At 74.4% G+C, this 21,421-nt stretch carries 22 protein-coding genes; 14 read left to right on the forward strand and 8 right to left on the reverse strand.

Annotated elements, in window-relative coordinates:
- Nucleotides 1-779, reverse strand: a 779-nt coding sequence (locus tag ABTX81_RS35120) for a PepSY domain-containing protein (RefSeq protein ID WP_350554138.1), incomplete at its 3' end; no start/stop codon positions are given.
- Between the two features lie 313 nt (nt 780-1,092).
- Between ABTX81_RS35120 and ABTX81_RS35125 the strand changes: the two genes are divergently transcribed.
- Nucleotides 1,093-2,325: a helix-turn-helix domain-containing protein gene (locus ABTX81_RS35125; RefSeq protein WP_350554140.1), complete on the forward strand. Its 1,233-nt coding sequence runs from the start codon at nt 1,093-1,095 to the stop codon at nt 2,323-2,325.
- Nucleotides 2,326-2,459: 134 nt separating this feature from the next.
- Entirely contained in the window at nt 2,460-4,283 is a 1,824-nt protein-coding gene (locus ABTX81_RS35130; protein WP_350554142.1) for a hypothetical protein, read from the forward strand.
- 33 nt (nt 4,284-4,316) lie between these two features.
- Here ABTX81_RS35130 and ABTX81_RS35135 read toward each other — a convergent pair whose 3' ends face one another.
- The gene (locus tag ABTX81_RS35135; protein ID WP_350554144.1) at nt 4,317-5,243 is read right to left on the reverse strand and encodes a hypothetical protein; all 927 of its coding nucleotides are present in this window, start codon (nt 5,241-5,243) and stop codon (nt 4,317-4,319) included.
- A 142-nt stretch (nt 5,244-5,385) separates the two neighbouring features.
- Here ABTX81_RS35135 and ABTX81_RS35140 point away from each other — a divergent pair, with 142 nt between their 5' ends.
- From ABTX81_RS35140 to ABTX81_RS35155, 4 genes are all read left to right on the forward strand, one after another.
- Nucleotides 5,386-5,664 (forward strand): hypothetical protein, encoded by a 279-nt coding sequence (locus ABTX81_RS35140; RefSeq protein ID WP_350554146.1) that lies wholly within the window; start codon nt 5,386-5,388, stop codon nt 5,662-5,664.
- 622 nt (nt 5,665-6,286) lie between these two features.
- Nucleotides 6,287-7,660, forward strand: coding sequence for a PP2C family protein-serine/threonine phosphatase (locus ABTX81_RS35145; protein WP_502892926.1), 1,374 nt, complete (start codon nt 6,287-6,289; stop codon nt 7,658-7,660).
- Between the two features lie 17 nt (nt 7,661-7,677).
- Nucleotides 7,678-8,370: a DUF1775 domain-containing protein gene (locus ABTX81_RS35150; protein WP_350554148.1), complete on the forward strand. Its 693-nt coding sequence runs from the start codon at nt 7,678-7,680 to the stop codon at nt 8,368-8,370.
- Between the two features lie 137 nt (nt 8,371-8,507).
- Nucleotides 8,508-9,113, forward strand: a complete 606-nt coding sequence (locus ABTX81_RS35155; protein ID WP_350554150.1) for a DUF5134 domain-containing protein — start codon at nt 8,508-8,510, stop codon at nt 9,111-9,113.
- 23 nt (nt 9,114-9,136) lie between these two features.
- Here the strand turns inward: ABTX81_RS35155 and ABTX81_RS35160 are convergent, their stop codons facing one another.
- Nucleotides 9,137-9,559: a hypothetical protein gene (locus tag ABTX81_RS35160; RefSeq protein WP_350554152.1), complete on the reverse strand. Its 423-nt coding sequence runs from the start codon at nt 9,557-9,559 to the stop codon at nt 9,137-9,139.
- A gap of 206 nt (nt 9,560-9,765) precedes the next feature.
- Between ABTX81_RS35160 and ABTX81_RS35165 the strand changes: the two genes are divergently transcribed.
- A complete protein-coding gene (locus tag ABTX81_RS35165; RefSeq protein ID WP_350554154.1) occupies nt 9,766-11,250 on the forward strand; it encodes a tyrosinase family protein in 1,485 nt (494 codons plus the stop codon).
- Between the two features lie 114 nt (nt 11,251-11,364).
- On the opposite strand, the gene ABTX81_RS35170 is transcribed toward ABTX81_RS35165, so the two are convergent.
- Both ABTX81_RS35170 and ABTX81_RS35175 read right to left on the reverse strand, forming a co-directional pair.
- A complete protein-coding gene (locus ABTX81_RS35170; RefSeq protein ID WP_350554156.1) occupies nt 11,365-12,006 on the reverse strand; it encodes a carbohydrate binding domain-containing protein in 642 nt (213 codons plus the stop codon).
- 52 nt (nt 12,007-12,058) lie between these two features.
- The gene (locus ABTX81_RS35175) at nt 12,059-12,691 is read right to left on the reverse strand and encodes a carbohydrate binding domain-containing protein (RefSeq protein ID WP_350554158.1); all 633 of its coding nucleotides are present in this window, start codon (nt 12,689-12,691) and stop codon (nt 12,059-12,061) included.
- 59 nt (nt 12,692-12,750) lie between these two features.
- On the opposite strand from ABTX81_RS35175, the gene ABTX81_RS35180 reads away from it, so the two are divergent.
- Complete coding sequence (locus ABTX81_RS35180) at nt 12,751-13,023, forward strand: hypothetical protein (protein WP_350554160.1); 273 nt, start codon at nt 12,751-12,753, stop codon at nt 13,021-13,023.
- A gap of 43 nt (nt 13,024-13,066) precedes the next feature.
- Here the strand turns inward: ABTX81_RS35180 and ABTX81_RS35185 are convergent, their stop codons facing one another.
- A complete protein-coding gene (locus ABTX81_RS35185; RefSeq protein ID WP_350554162.1) occupies nt 13,067-13,945 on the reverse strand; it encodes an NAD-dependent epimerase/dehydratase family protein in 879 nt (292 codons plus the stop codon).
- Nucleotides 13,946-14,042: 97 nt separating this feature from the next.
- Between ABTX81_RS35185 and ABTX81_RS35190 the strand changes: the two genes are divergently transcribed.
- From ABTX81_RS35190 to ABTX81_RS35205, 4 genes are all read left to right on the forward strand, one after another.
- Entirely contained in the window at nt 14,043-14,576 is a 534-nt protein-coding gene (locus ABTX81_RS35190; protein ID WP_350554164.1) for a MarR family winged helix-turn-helix transcriptional regulator, read from the forward strand.
- A 397-nt stretch (nt 14,577-14,973) separates the two neighbouring features.
- A complete protein-coding gene (locus ABTX81_RS35195; RefSeq protein ID WP_350554166.1) occupies nt 14,974-15,315 on the forward strand; it encodes a hypothetical protein in 342 nt (113 codons plus the stop codon).
- Between the two features lie 3 nt (nt 15,316-15,318).
- The gene (locus tag ABTX81_RS35200) at nt 15,319-16,701 is read left to right on the forward strand and encodes a hypothetical protein (protein WP_350554168.1); all 1,383 of its coding nucleotides are present in this window, start codon (nt 15,319-15,321) and stop codon (nt 16,699-16,701) included.
- Entirely contained in the window at nt 16,698-17,057 is a 360-nt protein-coding gene (locus ABTX81_RS35205; protein ID WP_350554170.1) for a hypothetical protein, read from the forward strand. Before ABTX81_RS35200 ends, ABTX81_RS35205 begins: the two co-directional genes overlap by 4 nt.
- 24 nt (nt 17,058-17,081) lie before the next feature.
- On the opposite strand, the gene ABTX81_RS35210 is transcribed toward ABTX81_RS35205, so the two are convergent.
- On the reverse strand, nt 17,082-17,381 hold the full coding sequence (locus ABTX81_RS35210; RefSeq protein ID WP_350554172.1) for a trypco2 family protein: 300 nt from the start codon (nt 17,379-17,381) through the stop codon (nt 17,082-17,084).
- A gap of 154 nt (nt 17,382-17,535) precedes the next feature.
- Here ABTX81_RS35210 and ABTX81_RS35215 point away from each other — a divergent pair, with 154 nt between their 5' ends.
- Complete coding sequence (locus ABTX81_RS35215; protein WP_350554174.1) at nt 17,536-18,957, forward strand: peptidoglycan-binding protein; 1,422 nt, start codon at nt 17,536-17,538, stop codon at nt 18,955-18,957.
- Between the two features lie 29 nt (nt 18,958-18,986).
- On the opposite strand, the gene ABTX81_RS35220 is transcribed toward ABTX81_RS35215, so the two are convergent.
- Nucleotides 18,987-19,820, reverse strand: coding sequence for a helix-turn-helix transcriptional regulator (locus tag ABTX81_RS35220; RefSeq protein WP_350554176.1), 834 nt, complete (start codon nt 19,818-19,820; stop codon nt 18,987-18,989).
- Nucleotides 19,821-19,920: 100 nt separating this feature from the next.
- Between ABTX81_RS35220 and ABTX81_RS35225 the strand changes: the two genes are divergently transcribed.
- The gene (locus ABTX81_RS35225) at nt 19,921-21,408 is read left to right on the forward strand and encodes an MFS transporter (RefSeq protein ID WP_350554178.1); all 1,488 of its coding nucleotides are present in this window, start codon (nt 19,921-19,923) and stop codon (nt 21,406-21,408) included.
- The last annotated feature ends 13 nt before the right edge of the window (nt 21,409-21,421 follow it).

Consider the following 21,421-nt stretch of genomic DNA (forward strand, 5'->3'; position numbering starts at 1 on the left):
CTGGTGGCGCTGCCGTTGCCCCAGGTGTCGGAGGACTTGGTGAAGACCTGGCCGGTGGCGTTGTCGGCGCAGCTCAGGCCGGGGCGGCCGGGGTCGCGCAGGGAGTAGGAGCTGCCGGAGCCGGTGGTGTTGATGGTCGGCGAGGGGCCGTTCCATTTGCTGTTGAGGGTGCCGGCCCGGACGTCGTCGTAGCTGTCGATGACCTCGCCGGTGGCGGCGTCGACGAAGACGTGCAGGGTGCTCGGAGCGGTCGCGGTGCGGCCGGTGAGCACGGTCTCCCAGGCGAGCCGGCCGCTGTCGCCGTCCTTGACGCGCACGACCAGGCGGCGGGACTCGACGGAGTCGACGACGGCGAGCTTGGTGCGCGCGGTCTTCTCGGCCTTCTGGGCGCTGATCCGGGCGCTGGTGGCACTGCCGATCCGGCCGGTGGCGGCGGACTGCAGGCCGCGGACCCTGCCCTGGGAGTCGGCGAGCACGACGGCGTCGCCGCCGACCACGGGCAGGCCGTGGTAGCTGCGCTCGTAGGCCACGGAGTAGAGCCCGCCGACCCAGGGGGTGACGTTGGTGCGCTCGTAGGTCTCGTCCGGGCCCTTGGCCAGCGCGTCCAGGCCGGCCGCGGCCGCGGCGTCGGCGGCGTTGACGGCGGCGGCCAGCGCGCTGGGCGGCGTCGGGGCGGGGGCGGCGGTGGCCGGGCCCGCGGTGGCGGCGATCGTGCCGGCCAGGACGGTCAGGGTGGTCGCGGCGGTCAGCAACCGGCCCGCGGTGGCACTGCGTTTCATCGAGGCTCCTAGCGTGTGGGGGTCCTCGATCGCGGAAGGAACGGCTCATGGCGCACCGCGGGGCCGTGTGTGGGGACGGCCGTGCGGGCCGTCCGCGCTCGGGTGCTCGAACCCTCACATGGCGTCATGCTCCGGTCAACGATTGGTGCGTGTGAGACGACGGGTTGGCAAGTTCCGTCAAGCCGCCGACCGGTGGCGCGCGGCTGCCCGAACGGGCCGGGGATTGGGGGTCCCGGACCGGCTGCCGGTAGCGTGAGCTGCGGGTTCGGCGGGATGCCGGGCCGGATCGCGGTGCGGGGGAGTCAGAGTGGGCGTGGAGACCGACGAGTTCGCCGGGATGCTGAGGGCGCTGAAGGAACGCTCGGGCCACAGCTACGGCGTGCTCGCGGCCCGGCTGCACACCAGCACCTCCACCCTGCACCGCTACTGCAACGGCGCGGCCGTCCCCACCGAGTACGCGCCGGTGGAGCGGTTCGCCCGGGCCTGCGGGGCGAAGGGCGAGGAACTGGTCGCGCTGCACCGCCACTGGATCGTGGCGGACGCGGCGCGGCGCCGGGAGGCGGGCACGGCGGCACCGAAGCCCCGGCCGGCTCCGCCCGCGCCCGCCCCGGCGACGGCACCGCCCGCCCCGGCGCCGGCGCCGGGACCGGTGCAGCCGCCGGGGCTTCCCGCGGCGCCCCGCCGACGCCGGGTCAGGGCGCTGCTCGGCGCGGTGCTCGCGGTCGTCCTGGTCGCCGCCGTCTCCGCGTTCGTCCTGCACGGCCGCGGCGGACCCGTCGCCCTCCCGCCCGCCGCCCCCGACACCCCGGCGGCCGAACCGTCCGCCACCCCGACCCCGTCCGCCACGCCGACCGCCACCCCGACCCCGAGCGCCACGCCGCCGGCCCCGGCCCCCGCCGCCCCGGCACCGGTCGAGGAGGCCCCCGCCCCCTTCCACGTCAACGTCCTGACCGACAACTGGGGCAGCCCCTGCGGCCAGTGGTTCCTCTCCGCCCGCTCCCCGTCCCAGGTCGCCGCGCCGCCGGACAACCCCGCCGACATCGACAGCTGGGCCGCCGCCCAGCAGGGCGTCCCCGGCGGGCACCTGCGGCTGCAACTGACCGCCCAGGGCGCCGGTGCCACGCCCGTCGTCCTGCACGCCGCGTACATCCAGGTCGTCAGTACCCGCCCGGCCTCCAAGGGCAACGCCTACACCCCCGGCGCCGGCTGTGGCGGCGGCCTCACCCCGGCGGCCTTCGCGGTGGACCTCGACTCCTCCGCGCCCCGGGCCACCCCGGTGCCGGGCCTGGACGACACCGGCAAGCGCACCCGCTCCGACTTCCCCTACCGGGTCTCCGCCACCGACCCGCAGGTCCTCGACATCGACGCCACCACCGTCTCCCAGGACGTCTCCTGGTACCTCGACCTGGTCTGGAGCAGCGGCGACCGCCAGGGCCGGCTCCGCGTCGACGACCACGGCCGCCCGTTCCGCACCACCGGCATCCGCGACGCGGCCGCCTGGTCCCACGACGGGAAGAGCTGGTCCCGGACCGAACCGGACCTCTGAGCGGAGCCGGGCGCCGCGCCGGCGTCCCGGGGCGACCGCGGTGGCCCACCCGAGGCTTGCCGGGCCGGGTGGGTGGGAAAGGACGGGCCAGGGGCCCGGGGCGGGCGGCGGGGCGCGGAACAGGGGGAGGGCGCGTGACGAGTCGTGGTGTCCGTGCGGCGCGGCGCGGAGCGGTGGGACTGGCGGCCTGGTGGCTGTGGATGCCGCTGCTCGCGCTCGTCGTCCGGCTGGTCAAGCACGTCGTGTTCGGCGGGTTCGGTCAGCAGGACCAGAGCTATGCGCTGCTGATCGAGCGGGAGTTCCTGCCGCACGGCGGCGTGCTGGACGCGGCGCCGCTGTTCTGGTTCTGGATCGCCGTCGGGCTCTGCGGCACGGTGTGGGCGGTCGTGGCCGTCGCGGAGGACGCCGGCGCCGACCTCGGCGGGTGGAAGGTGCGCCTGACGGTGGCGGTGGTGGCACTGGCGGTGGTGGGCTCGCTGGTGCGTGCCGGCACCGGGCTGTGGGACGACGACAAGGACGAGGGCCGCTTCTACGCGGCGGCGACCGTGCTCGACGTCCCGGCCACCGGCGCCGGCACCCCGCGCTCGGTGCTGCCGGTGACCGAGCACACCCGCCCGGGCGACGGCGGCCGCTGCGACCTGGTGGGCACGGCGGACGTACCGGCCTGCGTGAAGACCGCGCCGATGCCGGACTTCGACTTCGAGGCGCGCACCGCCTCCTACGCGGCGGCGACCAAGGCGCTCACCGACAGCGCGGGCCTGACCTCCGGCGTCCACCTGCTGGGCCGCAGCCTGCACTACCTGCCCGACGCCGCGCGCGGCGGCGGGGTGTGGACGGCGGTCCTGGACGGCTCCGGCGAGCAGCCGATGGAGGGCGTCGCCGTCTGGGACGGCCGCTCGAACTCGGTGTCCACCTGCGCCTTCGGCGGCGAGCACGCCTTCGGCCGGGCCTTCGCCGGGACGGGGGCCGTCAGCCTGCGCAACCTGCTGGCCGAGCGCTTCCCGGAGCTGGTCTACGGCGACAACGACATCCAGGGCTACTGCGACGGCGCCGAGCCCCGCACCGCCCGGCCGGTGGTGGTGATCTCGGTGTCGCGGCAGATCGGCTTCCGGCAGCGCACGGTGCGCGAGCCGGCCGGCGTGCTGGTGCTGCGCGGCTCCCCGGACGGGCGCCCGGACGTGACGTACCGGCCGACCGTGGCCCCGGGCGAACTGCCGACGGCGGTGTACCCGACCTCGGCGGTCCGCTCGCAGATCCACGAGGTGCAGTGGCTCGGCGGCCGCGGTGCCAAGGACGACCGGGGCTTCGGCTACGCGCACACCTCGGCGGCGACCAACGCCACCAACCCGGGCGAGTTCCTGCTGCGTTCGAAGGCGGACGGCCACCTGTACTACGTCACACCGCTGGTGCCGAGGGAGAGCTCCTCGCAGCTGGTGGTGGCGTTCGCCGTCGTCCAGGCCGACCGCGCCGGCGGGGGCCTCAACGACCTGCACGTCCATGTGCGCGGCGACGACGCCCCGTCGGTGAACCTGGACGTGCTGGCCAGCCGGATGGTGTCGTACATGGCGCAGCAGACGGCGATCACCATCAGCGCCGGGCCGGGCGGCGCGCTCCAGGAGATCATCCCGTTCGGCCGGGACATGTGGCGCGGCTTCGTGGACTTCAACGGGCAGACCCAGGACTACATCGACCTGTCGGGCGACGCCACGGTGACGCCGAACCTGGTGTCGCTGAACGGCAGCATCACCCCGCCCGGCAGCCAGCCGTCCCCGGCCCCGTCCCAGTCCCAGTCCCAGTCCCCGGGCCCGACTCAGTCCCCGGCCCAGCCCGTCCCACCGGCGGGCGGTTGCGGCGACGATCCGGCCCGGCTGACGACCGCACAACTCGCCGCCTGCGTCGCGGAGTTGTCCAAGACCCTGCAGGGGCGGGTCCAGGACCAGGCGAGCCCCCACCCCTGACCCGCCGCCGGCCCCCCCGGGGACGGTCCCGCCTCAGCGGCGGCGCCGTCCCCGGGGCGGCGCCGGATCCAGCGGGAGCCGGTCGCCGGTGGCGCCGACCTCCAGCCGTCCGTAGTCCGGGTGGTCCAGCCGGTGGTGGACGTAGATCTGATCGGCCCACGGCGGGTCGAACGGGGTGAACGCCCGCAGGCCCAGGACCCGTCCGATGGGCCGGTCGGGATGGGCGGCGTTGAAATCGGCGACCGCGGCGCCCTCGCCGATCCGCTCGACGGTGCCCGGCAGGTCGTCGAGGTAGCAGGTGACCCGGGGCAGCAGATGCCCGTGCGCGGGCCCCCGGAACAGACCGAGCGCCGTCGCCGTCGAGGAGCAGTAGTCCAGATCGAGGGCGATGAAGCCGACCGGATGGTCGCGCAGCACCTCGGCGTGCGCGTCCAGGTACGCGGGCAGCGTCCGCGCGAGGTCGCCGATCACCAGCTCGGTCGCCCCCAGCCGGGCGCGCAGCCGGTCGTGGTCCATCGGGTAGTAGCCGGGGGCGAACAGGTACGGAAGGTCCCGGGGGTCCGCGGCGGCGGGCAGCCCCGCCCCGCTGTCGAAGCCGACCACCCGCACCGCCACCCCGGTGGCGGCGGCGTAGTACCGGGCGTGCTCGGCGAGCGCCAGCAGCCCGTTGCCGCCGGCCACCCCGAACTCCACCACCGTGACGCCCCGGTGCCCCAGCCGCGCCGCCGACTCGGTGGCCCGCCGCACGCCGTACGCGTAGTGCGGCCGCTCGACCAGGCCGAACCGGTACGCCGACGCCGTCCCGACACCGGGCAGCCGGCGCAGCAGCCGGTTGCGCGCCGCGGTACGGGTACCGGACTTCGACCAGTCCCACAGCACGTCCGCCAGCCCTCCGGAGGGCCGCCGGCCGAACGGATGCCCCTTCTGGGCGGTCGTCCTCGAACCCCTGCTGCGCACCACGGTCCTCCCTCAGCGCGACGACGCGTTCGAAGCCATCCTTCCCTTCCGCGCCCCGCGCCGAATCGGACCTCCGGCCGTCCGCTCCGGGCCGGGCACCGGTCCGTCGGCGTTTCCGGGCAGCCTGTATGTTGATCACCCGCCGGTGCCCATCACCATCGTCAACACCGGCTCGCAGAACGCCTCGCTCCAAGGCGCGGCCCTGCCCTTCGTCCGCGCCGCCGACGGCGGTCTGCTGACCCTGCTGATCGACGGAAGCGGACGGATGAAGCTCCCCACCGGGGTCGTGGCTCCCGGCCAGGAGGTCACCAGTCTGACCGCGTACGCCCTGCCGGCCACCGCGGCCGACTCGTTCTCCGTCGAGTTCGCCTACGGCTCCGGCACACAGCGCAAGAACGTCGTCTGGTCCGGCCCGGCCGGCTGACCCGGCCCGCGGCGAGTGCCGACCCCGTCATGCCTCGTCAGCCCTCGTCAGCGGCTCGCGCGGTAGGACCGGAAGCACAGTCGATCATCCTTGTCCGGCGCCTCCGCGACCCCCCCAGACTCGACGTCCTCCACTCTCCCCGGCTCCGTGCTGCCCCGCGCGGCCGCCGGGAGGTGGCGTGGCAACGGACGAAGGGGGTTCAGGTGGATCAGGACGCGGTGCTGCGGGCGCGGATGCTGCTGCTCAGCACGGACCGGCGGGTGCTGCGGGGACCGCGGGGGCTGTGGGCCTCCCGGGTGCTGACGCAGGTCTCGCCCGAGGTGTGCGGATCGAAGTCGAAGCGGGTGCCGGTCGACGCGACGCGGTTCCCCGAGGTGAGCGGGCTGCCGCGGGCCCGCCTGGCGCTGCTGGAGGAGGCGGTCGCGACGGCCCGGGCGCGGGATCGGCAACCCGTTCCGCGACCGGGTGCTCGCCCTCGCGCCGGCGGCCCGCGAGGCGGAGCCCCGGGCCGCCGGGTAGCCCCGCCGCCCGGGCCGCACGGTCACCCGTCGGACGCGTGTCACCGGCCGGGCGGCCCGGTCGTGCGTAGCGTTGGTCCGGTGGTGATGAACGAGGTGATGGCGTGAGTTCCGACGGGCGGCCGGCCGGGTCACCGGACGAGGGGGAGCGGCCGGAGCTGCGGCTGGACCTGGGGGAGCAGCTGGAGGGCGTCGCCGTCCAGCTGCGCGCCCTGGCCAGGGCGAAGAACCGGCTGCAGGGGCTGCTGTCCGCGGTGCTGGCCATCGGCGGTGACCTGGACCTGCCCGTGGTGCTGCACCGCATCGTCACCACGGCCATGGACCTGGCCGGCGCCCACTACGGCGCGCTCGGCGTCCTCGCCCCTTCGGGTGACCACCTGGAGCGGTTCATCACCGTCGGCCTGACGGAGGAGGAGTACGCGGCGCTCGCCGGGATCGACTTCCCGCACGGGCGCGGCGTGCTCGGCCACCTGATCCGCCACCCCGAGCCGCTGCGGGTGGACGACATCCCCGCCCACCCGGCGTCGGTGGGCTTCCCGCCCGGCCACCCGCCGATGCGGACGCTGCTCGGCGTGGCGATCACCGTCCGCGGCGAGATCTACGGCGACCTCTACCTCGCCGAGCGCATCGACGGCCGGCCGTTCGACGAGGACGACGAGGAGATCGTCCGGGCCCTCGCGGGCGCGGCCGGCATCGCCATCGAGAACGCCCGCCTGTTCGGCTACATGCGTGACAGCGCGGAGCAGTTCCAGCGGCTGCTGCTGCCCACGCTGCCGGACCTGGTCCCGTTCTCCGGGGCCGCGGTCTACCGCACCGCCGCCGAGCCGGCCGGCGTCGGCGGCGACTGGTACGACGCCGCCGTCCTGCCCGACCGGGCCTGCGTGGCCGTCATCGGCGACGTGGTCGGCCACGACCTGCAGGCCGCCGCCGCGATGGCCCAGGCGCGCAACATGCTCCGCGCGCTGCTCTACGACCGCAGGACCCCGCCCAGCTCGGTGCTGACCCAGCTCGACCACACCGTGGGCGCCATCACCGACCTGCCCGTCACCACCGCGTGCCTGGCCCGGATCGAACCCGCCGCCGACGGCTGGACCCTCCACTGGAGCACCGCCGGCCACCCGCCGCCCCTGGTCCTCACCCCCGACGGGCGCGCCCGGTACGTGGAGGGCGAACCCGGCATCCCGCTGGGTGTCGACCCCGACCTCCACCGCCCCGACCACACCCACCCGCTGCCCTCCGGCAGCACCGTGGTGCTGTTCACCGACGGCCTCGTCGAACACCCGGAGCGCTCCCTCGACGAGGGCCTGGCCGCGCTGGCCGCGCTCGCCGCCGCCCACGCCGACCGGCCCCTGGACGACCTCGTCCGCATCCTCGCCGACCACCACCCGAGCGACGGCCACGACGACATGGCCATCCTCGCCATCCGCACACCCGTCCCCACCGCCACCCCCACCGTCACCCCCACCGAACAGCCCTGAGGGGCGGGAGGGCCGCCATGTCCGTGTCCCGTTCACGCGCCGTCGCCCGTGCCGTCGCCCGCGCCGCGACCGTCGCCGCCTCGGCCGCCGCCGCGCTCGCGCTGACCGCCGCGCCGGCCCTCGCGCACGTCGAGGTCGAGTCGGACGACGCCCGGGCCCTGGCGGCGAACGTCACGGTCACCTTCACCGGTGAGGCGGAGTCCGACACCGCGGGTCTCGCGAAGGTCCAGGTCGTCCTGCCGGAGGGGATCGCCCCCGGTGACGTGGCCCTCGCCGGCGCCCCCGCCGGCTGGACCTTCGCCGCCACCGCGGACGGCTACACGGTCGGCGGCCCCGCGCTGGCGGTGGGCCAGGACGCCGTGCACCGGATCACGGTCAGGCGGCTGCCCGACACGGACCGGCTGGTCTTCAGGACGCTGGAGACCTACGGCGACGGCCACGTCGACCGCTGGATCGAACCGCCGGGGGACGACGGCGTGGAGCCGGCCCACCCGGCACCCGTCCTGAGGCTCGCGCCGGCCGCGGCCGGTACCACCTCGCTGCCCCCGACCACGGCCGCGCCGAGCCTCCCGCCCGCCGCCGCCGGTGAGGGCGGCGGCTCGTCACCCGCGGTCCCCGTCGCCCTCGCCGTCGGCGCCGCCTTCGTGCTCGCCGCCGCCCTCGGCGTCCGGCGGTGGCGGCGCGCACACGGCCGGGGTCCGGCGGGCTGACCGGGTCGCCATGGCCGGGGGCCGTACCCGTCCGGACTCCCCGAGCGGCGTACGGCGGCCCGGCCTACCGTGGAAGGGGAGCCCGCCGTGGCCCGGCTCCACCGGGCCGGGGACGCGCCCGTGGAACGGGGGCCGCCGTGCATGAGCCCGTGATCGCCACCGCCCTGCTGATCGCCCTGACCGCCTGCTGCACGGTCCACTGCGTCCTCGGCGCCGTGGGCCGTGGCTGCCCGGACCGCCGGCTGGAGCCGAGCGAGATCGTCATGGCCCTCGCCATGGCCGGGATGATGGCACCGGCGTTCGACCCCCTGTCACCCGTCCTCTGGGCGGCGCTGCTCGCCGCCTCGGTGGTCCGGCCGGCACTCCTCCTGGCGGGGCGGCTGTGCCGCCGACCCCGCACGGCGTTCGCGGGCGCCTGGGGCCACTACCCCCACCACGTCCTCAGCGCGGCCGCGATGGCCGCGCTGGTGCTGTGGACGGAACCGGCGCACCGGCACGCCGGTGGCGCGGCCGCCCACGGCGCTGCCGCCTCCGCCGCGCCGCAGTGGGCGCTGCTCGCCCTGGCCGGGTACTTCCTGCTCTACGCCGTCCGGGCGGCCGGCTCGCTGCTGCCCCGGCCGGCCGCCGGCGCCCGGCTCACCCGGGTCGGTGAACCGGCCGTCCTGGCCTCCTCCGGCCTGGTCGCCGCCCGGCGCACGGTGATGGCGGTGGGCATGTTCTACATGCTGCTGGCCATGAGCTGACGGCGCTCCGGCCGCCGGCCGGGTCACGCGCCCTCGCGCCGCACCGCCAGGAAGCTCGCGGTCTGCCCGGCCGGCGCGCCCCCGTGGGGCTCCGCCCGCAGCACCGTCCCGGCGAGGACCACCCGCTGGCCGACACCGGCCTCCCAGTGGGGCAGGATGCCGCCGTCGTACTCGTAGTGGAAGTCCGCGATCGGCGGCCGGCCCCGGCCACTCAGGGTGAACGAGACCCGGGACGAGGCCGACGCCTTGCCGGTCACATCCATGACGATCAACGGCTGCTCGCCCGGATCCGAGAGGATCAGCTCGCCGCTCACCGTGCCGTCCGGTACGGCCGTCAGCTCCAGCTGGGCCTGCGCGAACCGGAGCCGGTTGAAGTCGTCGACGGGGTCCGGCAGGTCGAGGAAGCTCCGGTAGGTGTACGTACCGGTCAGATCGGTGACGTTCATGTCGTCCTCCTGGACGGGGGTGAGGGATCGGGCACCTCGCTCCAGACTCCTGCGGTCACCGGGTTCCGCCAGCGCTGCGCGTCCGGACAGCGCCCGCGGTTCACCCGCTCGAACGCTTGTCGGCGAAATGCCTTTGGGGCGGTCGCCGCCACCGGTACGAATCCGGGGCGCCCCCCGAGGGCGTCCCGCCCAAACCCAGGAGTGACATGTCGAACGGTACGTTCGTGCGACGAGACGCGAGCAAGATGACCGAATGGGACCCGGTGCTGTACTGGTACGCCCGGGCCGTGGGGAGGATGCAGCAGCGGGCCCTGCCCGACCCGACCGGCTGGGTCTTCCAGGGCTGCATCCACGGCGTCCCGCCCACCATCACCGAGACGAACGAGGCCTTCAGCCAGTGTCCGCACGGCGGCTGGTTCTTCCTGCCGTGGCACCGGGGCTACCTCTGGTACTTCGAGCGGATCGTCCGGGCCACCATCAAGCAGATCGCCGCCGAGGAGAACATCACCCCCGACCCCTCCGCCACCTGGGCGCTGCCCTACTGGAACTACGCGCTGGACGCCCCCAGCGGGATCCCGCCCATCAAGTTCACCTCGCGCGCGCTGCCGGCGGCCTTCCGCAACCCGAAGATGCCCGACCACCCGGGCAGCACCAACCTCACCGTCGACAACCCGCTCTTCCTGCGGGACGACCTGGAGCCGGCCACCGAGGACGACTTCTGGCAGACCCCGCACCGGGCCAAGGGGAAGAACTCCGCCTTCGAGGTCCTCCGCTACCCCGACCTCAACCCTTTCACGGCGATGAGCGAGACGATCTTCTCCTCCACGAAGAGCCGCTCGACCGTCCAGCCGACCTTCGGCAGCGAGATCAGCTACACCGTCATGCCCCACTTCCAGCGCGGCTTCGGCGAGCTGGAGAACGTCCCGCACAACCAGGTCCACGGCGGTGTGGGCGGCTGGATGGGCCGGGTGGAGGGCTCGGCCCGCGACCCGATCTTCTGGCTCCACCACGCCAACATCGACCGGCTCTGGTCGGGCTGGCTGGGCAAGGGCAACAAGAACCCGGACCACACGTCGTGGCTGGACCACGAGTTCATCTTCTTCGACGAGACCGGGCAGCAGAAGCGGACCACCGGCAAGGCGGTCCTGAACGACGCGGGCAACTACTCGTACGAGTCGCTGACCGAGGGGTCGGGCACCCGCGTGCTGCTCGCCCCGCCCGCCACGGCCCCGCAGCCGGGCTCCCGGGTCCTGGCGGCCTCCGCCGCCAACCCCCGCCGGCAGCTCGACGTCCAGGCCGCGACGACGGTGTCCCTGGAGCCGGGCGGGGTCCAGGAGGCCATGCGCTCGCTCGTCGCCGCCGACGAGCCGCAGACCAACCTCATCCTCACCGTGCACAACGTGCACACCAACCTGCCGCCCGGGACGCCGTTCCACGTCTTCCTCAACGGCCCCGAGGGCGACCTCGACCCGGAAGGCCCCTACTTCGTCGGCTGGATCTCCTTCTTCGGGATGTCCGGGGACGAAGGCCACGACGCGAGCTACGACGTCACCGAGCAGGTCCAGCGCCTGACGGAGCAGGGCCTGCTGCCCGACGGCCCCCTCACCGTCTCGATCGTGCCGTCCATCCCCCAGCCCCCGACCGCCGGCCCGAAGCCCGGCTTCGAGAGCGTCAGCCTCACCAGCATCTGAGCGACCGCCGGCCTGGTCGAAGGCTGGACGCCCGCCTCCCGATCGAGCTGTACCTGTGATTCCGGAGCCGGGTGCCGCAGGCCCGCGGCACCCGGCTCCGGAACGCGCCGCGGCTCAGCCCCCGGCGGGGGTGGGGACGCCGGGGCCGCTGCTCGGGGGCGTGGTCGGCCGGGGCATGCAGGGCTTGGTCGAGGTCGGGGCGGGCGAGCCCGGCGTGGGCGTGGGGAAGTCGCACTCGTTGGGGTACATCGGCCCGATCATCGAGACGCGCTGGACCTGGTAGGGGCCCTGCCCGTACCAGCCGTGGAAGGTGACGGTCACCTCGTGCACGTCGCCGATGACGAGGGTCGTGGCCAGGGACTTCGAGGCGGGTCCGTTGTCCCAGAGCGTCACCTCGCCGGTGTCCGTCCCGGTGCCGGAGACGGTGACGAAGGTGTACGCGCCGGACATGCGGGCCGAGAAGGCGTACCTGGTGCCGGGCACGACCGTGACTGTCTGCGTGCAGCCGGCGTAGTCCTGTCCGTCGGGACGGCCCTCGATGCCCTGGTCGGTCCGGACGAACTCGCCCCGGCAGGACCAGCCCCGCTCCAGCGGGCCGCTGAAATCGCCGTTCTTGATCCAGTCCAGGGGCGCCGGCTGGGCGGTGGCGGAGCCGTGCGCGGCGAGGGCGGCCGTGCCGGCCAGGACGACGGCGGTGAGGCCGGCGCCGAGCGGTGCGCCGCGGGCGTGACGCGGGCGGGGGCGGGATGAGCGCATGGCGTCTCCGAAGGTGGGGGAGTGTCCGGACGGTCCAGGGGGCGGCCGGCCGTCAGGGGATGTACGTGCGCCGGCAGCTGGGGGTCGGCGACGGGGTGCCGTTGCCGCCGGTCGGCGACGGCGGCCGGGTGCTCGGCTCGCCGCACGGGCTCGGCTCGTAGCCGGGCCCGATGAAGGACACCCGCCCCACGTCGTAGAACGCCTGCTCGTACCAGCCGTGGAAGTAGACGGTCAGATCGGTGGTGTCCGGCCCGGTGGTGACCTGCAGCGAGAGGCTGTTCCAACCGCTCTGGCTCGACCAGGTGTAGGCGCTCTCGCCGGCCGTGCCGGTGACGCCGACGAAGGCGAACGAGCCGCGCACCGTGGCGTACAGCGTGTAGCTGGAGTTCGGTTCGACCCGGACCCGCTGGGAGCACTTCGCGTTGCTGTCGGCGGTCGGAAGGCCGTGCACGTAGTGGTCGTGGGGGATGCTGCTGGGCCAGACGTTGGGCTCGCAGTTCCAGACCCACGGGAACGAGTCGAAGGCCCCGTTGACGATCAGGTCGACCCTGGGGAGCGGGTTCGCCGCCGTGGCGGCCAGTCCGACGGTGGAGGCGGCCGCGGTCAGCGCGGCGACGGCGAGGCCGACGGGCAGCCGGGAGCGTCGGCTCCGGTGGACGGGGCGGGGGCGGGCGGGTGCACGCATGCCATCTCCGGGTGGGGGAGTGCCGATGGGGGCAGCAGTGCGAGGGAGTGGTCCACACCATGGTGGACGCGCGCGCCACCGTCAAGGGTCCGGACCGCTACCGTCCGTCTGTGAAGTACGAGATGACGTCGCGTCAGATCGACGAGGCGCCCGATCGCGCCACGGCCGGCGGCCGCTCCTCGGCACCCCCGGTCACGCTTCTGCGAGGATCGATCCTCAACGGCGTGGATCCCGACACCGCCTGGGAGCGGATCGAGCGGGCTCGCGGGCTCGCCGTGCCGGACACGGCCGAACAGCGGGAGTGGACGGTGGGACTGCTCGCCCACGTGTGAGCCGGGTGCCACTCCCGCTGTTCGGCCGCCGTCGTCCGCCGGGTCAGTACGAACCCGATCCGATCTCCGCGACCGCGCCCGGCCGCTCCGGCCGCCAGCCGAGGGCGGTGCGGGCGGCGGCGCCGCTGACGCTCTGGTCGAGCGCGAGGGCGTCCGCGAAGAGCGGGCCGAAGATCTCGGCGGCCTGCTCCACGGGCACCGCGTGCGGGGCGACGGGCACCCCGGCCGCCTGGCCGGCGGCGCGGGCGAGCTCGCGCACCGGGACGGACGACTGGCCGACGCCGTGCCAGACGGTGCCGGCCTCGGCCCGTTCGACGGCGGCCACGAACAGCTCGGCCAGGTCGTCCACGTGGACGGTCGGCCAGCGCACGCCCTCCTCGCCGTAGTACTCGGGCGCCCCCTGCCGGCGTGCCCGGTCGACCAGGATGGCGGGGATGCCGCCGCCGCGGCCGTACACGATGCCGGGCCGCACGACGACCGCGCGCACGCCCTCGGCGGCCTCGGCCAGCACCCGCTGCTCGATCCGCGGCCGGTAGCCGACGATGCCGATCGGGTCGGTCGGGGTCTGCTCGCCGACCTCCTGGGCCTCGCCGGTGGCGCCGAGCACCCAGACGCCGCTGGTGTAGACGAAGGGGCGGCCGGTGCCGCGCAGGGGAGTGGCGAGTGCCTCGATCACGGCGGTGTCGACGTCGACGTCGCCGCTCGGGGGAGCGAGGTGGATCACGGCCTCGATGTCGGGGGTCACCGCGCCGGCCAGCGAGGCCGGGTCGGCGGTGTCGCCGACCAGCTGGGCGTGCCAGCCCCGGCCCGGCCGGGGCTCGGCGCCGCGGGTGAGCGCGACGACCTGGTGGCCGGCGGCGACGAGGTGTTCGGTGACGGCGGAACCGATGTAGCCGGTGGCGCCGGTGAGCAGGACCTTCATGAGAATCCCCCAATGTCAAAAATTTCGATGTCGAAATTATAGGCACGGGTGATCCGTCGCGTCAAATACTTCCACGTCGAAATGTTAGACTCCCCGCATGACGGAACAGCAGCCGCACCAGCACGACGGGGTCGACCGCATCACCGCGCAGTGGTACGCGGTCCGGCCCGACCTGGACACCTCGCCGATGGCCGTGATCGGCCGCGTCTCACGCGCCTCGCGTCTGCTGGAGCGCGGGATCAAGGAGAACCTGGCCCTCCACGGCATCGAACCCTGGGAGTTCGACGTGCTGGCCACCCTGCTCCGCTCCGGCCCGCCGCACGTGCTCACCGCCGGCGAGCTCAGCTCGGCCGCGATGGTCAGCTCCGCGGCGCTCACCAACCGCATCGACCACCTGGTGGAGAAGGGCCTGGTCGACCGGGCCGTCGACCCCGCCCACCGCCGCCGGGTGCTGATCTCCCTGACCGACGGCGGCCGGGAACTGGCCAACCGCCTCGTCGAACACCACCTCGCCGGCGAGGAACGCCAGCTCGCCGGGCTCACCGCCACCGAACGCGACCAGCTCGCCGGCCTGCTGCGCCGGGTCCTGGTCACCCTCGGCGACCACGTCGAGGACCCGGCCCGGCGGTAGTCCGGAAACCCGCGGTCGGCCGAGACGGCGACCACCGCCGCGCCGGGGGCGGCCCCTCCGGTGGCCGGAGCCGCCCGGGCGTGCTCGGCGGAGCTCCAGCAGGACCGCCGGGAGGGCGGCCTCCCGGCGGCCGTGCGGCGCACTGCGGGAACTCCTCGACGACCCGGGCCACCGGTTCTATGGCGGCCGTCCGGTCGCACCGGTCCGACATCTCGGCCCACCGTGCGCCCGGCTCCACCGGTGGAAAGGGAGGGCCGCGGTCCGAATGGTCCCGGAGCCGCATTCGATCATTGCTTCGGAGATCACCGGACTCGCGCACCCGACGCACCCTTGCCGGTATCCCTCCCGTGACTATCATGTTCACACACTGGATATCCGTGGCCAGGGGGGATGGACCATGTCCGATGGGTATGCGGCAGGGCCGACGTCGATCAACGGAAATGCCAACCTGTTGCTGGAGATCGCCGGCCTGCTGCGCGCCGGACGCCTCGACGGGGAGCTCGGGACGGCCGCGCGCCAGCCCCGGTCGCACGCCGAAGTCGCGGCCAAGGTCGAGGAGTTCGCCCGGTTCGCGGTCGACAACTACGACGACCTGGTGGTCCTGCTGGCCGCGCTGTCGACCGCCCTGAAAACCACCGGAAGCGGCTACACCCAGGTCGAGGCCGCCATCGCCGCCAATCTCGCGGAATTCGTCGACTCCTCCCGCTACACCCCGCCGACCTCGGTCGGGATGGTCTGACCGGTGACCTATTACGCGGACGTCAAATTCCTCGACTCCTGCAATGCGCCGCTCATCGAGCGCAATGCCGCGGAATTCAAGCGGATGTGCACGCTGCTGCACTCCGTGCGGCCGTCGGTGAAGAAGGCGAACGAGCTGCACTGGACCAGTGACCACCGGCCGCAGTTCGACGCCCGTCTCAAGGACGTGGAGGGCCTGGTCAACGGCCTGTACGCCGGCTTCGAGCTCGCCTACCACGCGCTGCTGGAGTACGCCGACGCCGTCGAGCTGGCGCAGGGTCACCTGAAGGCCGGCCAGGAGGCGTCGCGGCTCCTGGCCGGCGTCATCGCGCGCAAGGGCACCGCGGTGACCCGGGAGGCGCAGAAGGCCGAGCCGATGCGGCAGTGGGAGGACCTGCGCGCCACCACCGGGTTCCTCGACTTCCTCGCCGAGCTGACCGTCGACGTCGACGACATCAGGGACGAGGCGAACCGCCTGCACGACCAGGCCTCGGAGGCGTTCACCAGGGCCCGGGACGTCGAACTGGAGGCCCGCAGGACCTGCGTCCTCAATCTGAAGACCGCCCGCGAGGCCGTGCCGGACTTCCGCGTCACCTACCCGGACGCCAGGGCGCTGATGGAACGCGTGGACGCGCTGGTGGCCGCCGAGGTCGCGGAGGCGGGCGCGGACCCCAACGTCCGGCTGCCGGGCAGCGGACCGAAGAGCGACGTCATCCCCATGACGGGCCCGAACGTCGTGGTCAGCGCACAGCTGGCGCGGATCAACGCCCTCTGCGACGGGCTGCCGCCGGGCGTCAACAACAGCTACTGGCACACCACCACCTCGGACCAGGACCGCCAGGAGTGGATCAAGGCCAACAGCACGATCATCGCCGCGGCCGCCAGGCAGAGCGGGCTTCCCCCGGACATGCTCGCCGGGATCGCCTGGCAGGAGGTCGGCGGGAAGGGCCGGGTCTGGGACGATCTGGCGGGCGCGGGCAGGTACGTCGCCGACCAGCCCTGGTTCCCGGTGATCCCGGAGAACCTCCCGGGCCGGCTCGGCGGTGCCCCGGACACCACCTCGTACGGGCCGCTGTCCATCCAGGTCCGGCGGGCGGCGGAGGTGCTCGGCTACAACCCGGCGACCCTCAGCGACGACCAGCGCCACGAGGTGGTCAGGGCGCTGCAGAACCCGGCCACCAACATCTTCATCGCCTCCGGTTACCTGGCCCAGCTGAAGGCGGAGAGCCCGTTCGCCGACGTCCCCGCCGACCGGATGACCCCTGCCCAGTACCAGGAACTGGCGGCCCGCTACAACGGCGGTCCCTACTACGCGGGCGGCGACGCCCAGGCGTACGGCCGGGGGTTCATGAACGACCTCGACCGGGCCCGGGAGGCGATGAAGTGAGCCCGTCCCCCGGGAGGGCCCGGCGCGCTCCCTCGGCCGGCACCGTCACCAGCGCCGCCGTCCTCGGCCTGCTGCACCTGGGGGCGGCGTTCGGCGTGTACTCGGCGCTGGCGATGCGCCCGGCCGGGCCCTGGGACGACGACGTGCTGCTCGCCGTCGAGGTCGCGTCCTACCTGGCGATCGGGCTCGCCGTGCCCGCGCTCGCGCTCACCGCCCTGGCGGTGCGCCGGCGCTGGCTGCGGGCCTGGTGGTTCGTGCTCCCGGCCCTGCTGGTGGCGCTGGCGGCGGCCCGGCTGCTGTACGTCGACCGGACGTACCCGGCGGCCGCCGGACTGCTCCTGCCGGGCCGGGGCTGAGGGCGGACGGACGGGAACCCGGCCTCACCGTTCCCGGGGCAGGGCGCTGCCGGAGATCTCCGGGCGCCGGCCGGTGGCGGCCACCCGCGGGTGCAGGGTGAGCTTGACGGTCTGGGTGTCGGCGCGCCGGTGGTCGGCGTCGCCGCCGAGTTCGACCACCCAGAACCGCACCTTGGCCCCGGCCCGGCCCGAACTCTCGACCGCCACCGAGAGCTCCAGTTCGATGTCGCCCAGTTCGAACGCGAGGGTCTGGCCGACGGCGTCGGCCATGGCCTGTTCCAGCTGACCCCGCAGGTCACGGATGACATCCGACAGTTCGATCACTCAGTGCTCCCAGGACGGCTCGGGCGGTGGACGCGACCCCACTATAGGACTTCTCGAAGCCGCGCATGAGGCGCTGCGACGTTGGGCAACTCCGGGGCATGACCGTTGAGTTGAGACTCCATGGCGCCGCCGTCCGAGCGGCCTGGGCAGCGCGGTGACGGGGCTGCGCGGCGAGCGGGCCGCGGAAGTGATCGTCCGGCACGCGGGCGGCGGCGAGAGCCGCGGCTCCGGCTACCTGGTCCGCGAGGGGGTGGTGCTGACCGCCGCCCACGTGGTGCGGCGGGCCGCCGACGTCACGGTGCGCTTCGAGGCGGACCGCCCGGCGCAGTGGAGCGCCCCGGCACGCGTCCTGTGGTCGGACGCGCGGGCCGACGCGGCCCTGCTCACCCTGGAACCGGCCGACGGCGCGAGCGGGACGGGAAGCGGAGGCGGCGCCCGGGGCGCGCGCAGGAGCGCACGGCGCGTCAAGGCGGCGCGCTTCGCGGCGGTGCGCGAGCGCGACGCCGGCCTGCGCTCCAGCGCGCTCGGCTTCCCCTTCTTCAAACGGCGCGACGACCCCGACGGCCTCACCCGGTACCGCGACTCCTGTCACGCCCGCGGCGAGATCGCGCCGCTCGCCGACCGCCGCGAGGGCACCCTGGAACTGCGGGTCCAGGAACCCGACCGGGACCCGGACCCGGCCCGCTCGCCCTGGGAGGGCATGTCGGGATCGGCGGTCTGGGCGCACGGCCGGATCGTCGGGGTGGTCTCCCTGCACCGCCGCGAGGAGGGTCTGGGAACCCTGACCGTCAGCCGCGCCGACAGATGGGCCGAGTCGGCCGACGACGCCGGCCGCGAGGCGCTGCGCGGCGTCGGCGTCACCACCACGCTGCCACCGGCCGCACCCCGGTGGCGCGAACCCCGGCTGCTCCTGTGGTGCGGCGCCGGTGCGCTCGCCCTCACCCTGGCCGCCTGGTCCGCCACCGCCACCCTCACCGCGCGGCCGGCCCTGCGCTTCCGGGTCGTCGGCACCTGCGAACAGCCCGGGACGACACTGGAGAACGAGTCGTCCGGCTTCACCCCCGGCGGCCGCTACACCAACGAGATCCGCTCACCCGACGGAAACCTCTTCCCGCTCGGTACCCGCGACAGCAACGTGGTGACCGACCGCGGCTCGCTGCGCTGGCAGTGGCCGTGCGCCCGCACCGACAAGCCGGGCACCTACCTGGCCCGCGTCACCGACGAGACCACCCACCGGCGGACCGGCTGGACGCCGTTCACCGTCCGCCCCTTCGCCCCGTACGCGTGCGTGTTCCAGCAGGAGAAGGGCCTGTGGTTCGCCGGGATCAGCCGGACCACCATCACCCCCCTCCCGCCTCCGGTGGCCGGGACCTCCATGGACGAGGTCGCCGAGGCCCAGTGCCTCCTCCAGCGCCTGGGCTTCGACCTGGGGAAGGGGAAGGTCGACGGCTGGTACGGCGAGCGCACCCGGCAGGCCGTCGTCGATCTGCAGCGGCAGGCCGGCACCGACCAGGACGGCCTCATCGGGCCGACCACCTGGCAACTGCTGCGCACCCGCGCGCCCGTGACCGGATGAGGACCGCCGCCGGGACCGTTGCCGCCCGCTCAGCCGCGGGCGGTGAGGTGGCGGAGCTTCTCGGCGGTGTCGGTGCCGGGGAGCGGGTTGTAGAGGACGACGGTGAGGTCGGGGCGGGCGGGCAGCACGAGCTGGCTGCTCTCGAAGGCGAGGGTGCCGGCCACCGGGTGCTCGGCCTCCTTCACCAGGACGCCCGCGGTGGCGACGTCCCGCCGTTCCCAGAGCGTGCGGAACTCCTCACTGTCGGCGGAGAGTTCGTCGACCACTTCGCGGAAGCCCGGGTTCTCCGGGTACCGCCAGGCGGCGGCCCGGAAGCCCGCCACCACGGTGGGTGCGATCCGCTCCCAGGCTGCCCCGCGCCCCCGGTAGAGCGGGTCGCGGAAGAACGCCACCAGGCAGTTCCGCTCCGCCGTCCCCGCCCGCAGGGCGAGCCGGGCGGCCTCGTTGCCCGCGACGTAGTTCCAGCTCTCGTCCAGCAGGGTCGCGGGATTGGGCCCCCAGGACTCGATCAGGCGCTGCAGTTCGTCGCAGTACGTCTGCGGTGCCGCGGCGGCCGGGCCGGGCGGCGGGTTGAGGCCGGCCAGGGTGTAGAGGTGGCGCTGCTCGGCGCCGTCCAGCCGCAGGACGTCGGAGACGGCGTCCAGCACCTTCGCGGAGACCGTGATGTCCCGGCCCTGTTCGAGCCACTGGTACCAGGACGGGCTGACCCCGGCGAGGACGGCCACCTCCTCCCGGCGCAGTCCGGGGGTGCGCCGCCGGTCGGAGCCCGCGGGCAGGCCGACCAGGGCGGGGCTGATCCGCTGCCGCCGACTGGTCAGGAACGCCTGGAGCTCCTTGCGGCGGGCCCGTCCGAGGGTGTCCACAGTGTCGAGTTCCTTCCCGGGGGTCCGCGTAGCTGGTGGTGCGGCCACCAGGATAGGCTCTGGCTCCCCAACCCGGCCCCGGTGCAACCAGACTGACGCCATGACGACCACGTCCGACTCCCCGGCGGCACCCGGCACCGAGGGCGCGGCGAGCGCGCCCGACGCGGCGGGGGCGGCCCTGGCCGCCCGCGCCAAGCTCGTCCTGATCGTGCTCTGCGGCGCCCAGTTCATCATCGCCCTCGACTTCTCCATCCTGAACGTGGCCCTGCCGGTGCTCGGCCGCGACCTGGACATGGGACAGAGCGACCTGCAGTGGGCCGTGACGGCCTTCGCCCTGCCCTCCGGCGGCTTCCTGCTGTTCTTCGGCCGCGCCGCCGACGTGTACGGCCGGCGCTGGCTGTTCCTGGCCGGGCTGGCCGTGTTCACGCTCGCCTCGGTGCTCGCGGCGGTCGGCTGGAACCAGTTCTCCTTCCTGACCGCGCGTGCCGTGCAGGGGCTGGGGGCGGCGGTGGTCGTCCCGGTCGGCATGTCGCTGCTGACCACGATCTTCCCGGAGGGCCCGCAGCGGAACCGGGCGCTCGCGGTCAACGGGGCCCTGCTCTCCCTCGGCTACACCGTCGGCATGGTGCTCGGCGGCACGATGACCGACCTGCTCGGCTGGCGCTCCACGATGGGGATGCTCGCCGCGGCGGGCGCGCTGGCGGCGGTGGCCGCCGCGTCCCTGCTGGGCGCGGACATCCGTCCGGAGCGGCGTCCGCGGCTGGACGTGCCGGGTGCGGTGACGGTCACCGGCGGTCTGCTCGCGCTGATCTACGGCGCCTCGGTGTCCGCCGACCCGGCCACCCCGGCCGTTGAGGTGGTGGTGGCGCTGCTGCTGGCCGCCGTCCTGCTGACGGCGTTCGTGCTGATCGAGCGGCGGACCGCGGAGCCGCTGGTGTCGCTGTCCATGCTGCGGCTGCGCACGGTGGCCTGCGGCAACCTCGGCGGGCTGACGACCTTCGCGATGATGAGCGCGCTGATCTTCCTGCTGACCCTCTACCTCCAGCAGGCGGTGGGCCTGTCGACCTTCGAGACCGGGCTGTTCTTCGGCGCGCAGGGCCTGGTGCTGGCGGCAACCGGGATGTCCGCGTCCCGGCTGATCGGCCGGCTGGGCGCCCGTACGACGCTGGTCGCGGGGCTGTCGGTGCAGGCGGCGGGCACCCTCGGGCTGATCGTGCTCGGGGTGCGGACGCCGGTCTGGCTGACGCTGGCGATCCTGCTGTTCGCCTCGGTCGGCCACATGTCCGCGGTGGTCTCCTACGGGGTCAACGCGAGCGCCGGCCTGCCGGACGAGCAGCAGGGCCTGGCGGGCGGCCTGATCACCAGCGCCCAGCAGATCGGCATCACGGTGGGCATCCCGATCCTCAGCGCGGTGGCGACCGGCGGGCTGGCCGAGCGGGACGAGGCCGGCGACGGCTTCGCGGCGGCCCTGACGGACGGGGTGCGCTTCGGGATCGTCTGCGACGCCGTGGTGGTGGTCGCGGTGGCCGTCACGGTGGCCGTCGGCCTGACGGCCCGTCAGTCCGACAGGGCGTCAGTGAAGCTCTGAGCAGCCCGGATTG

The sequence above is a fragment of the Kitasatospora sp. NPDC097605 genome (assembly GCF_040302725.1).
Taxonomy (GTDB): Bacteria; Actinomycetota; Actinomycetes; order Streptomycetales; family Streptomycetaceae; genus Kitasatospora.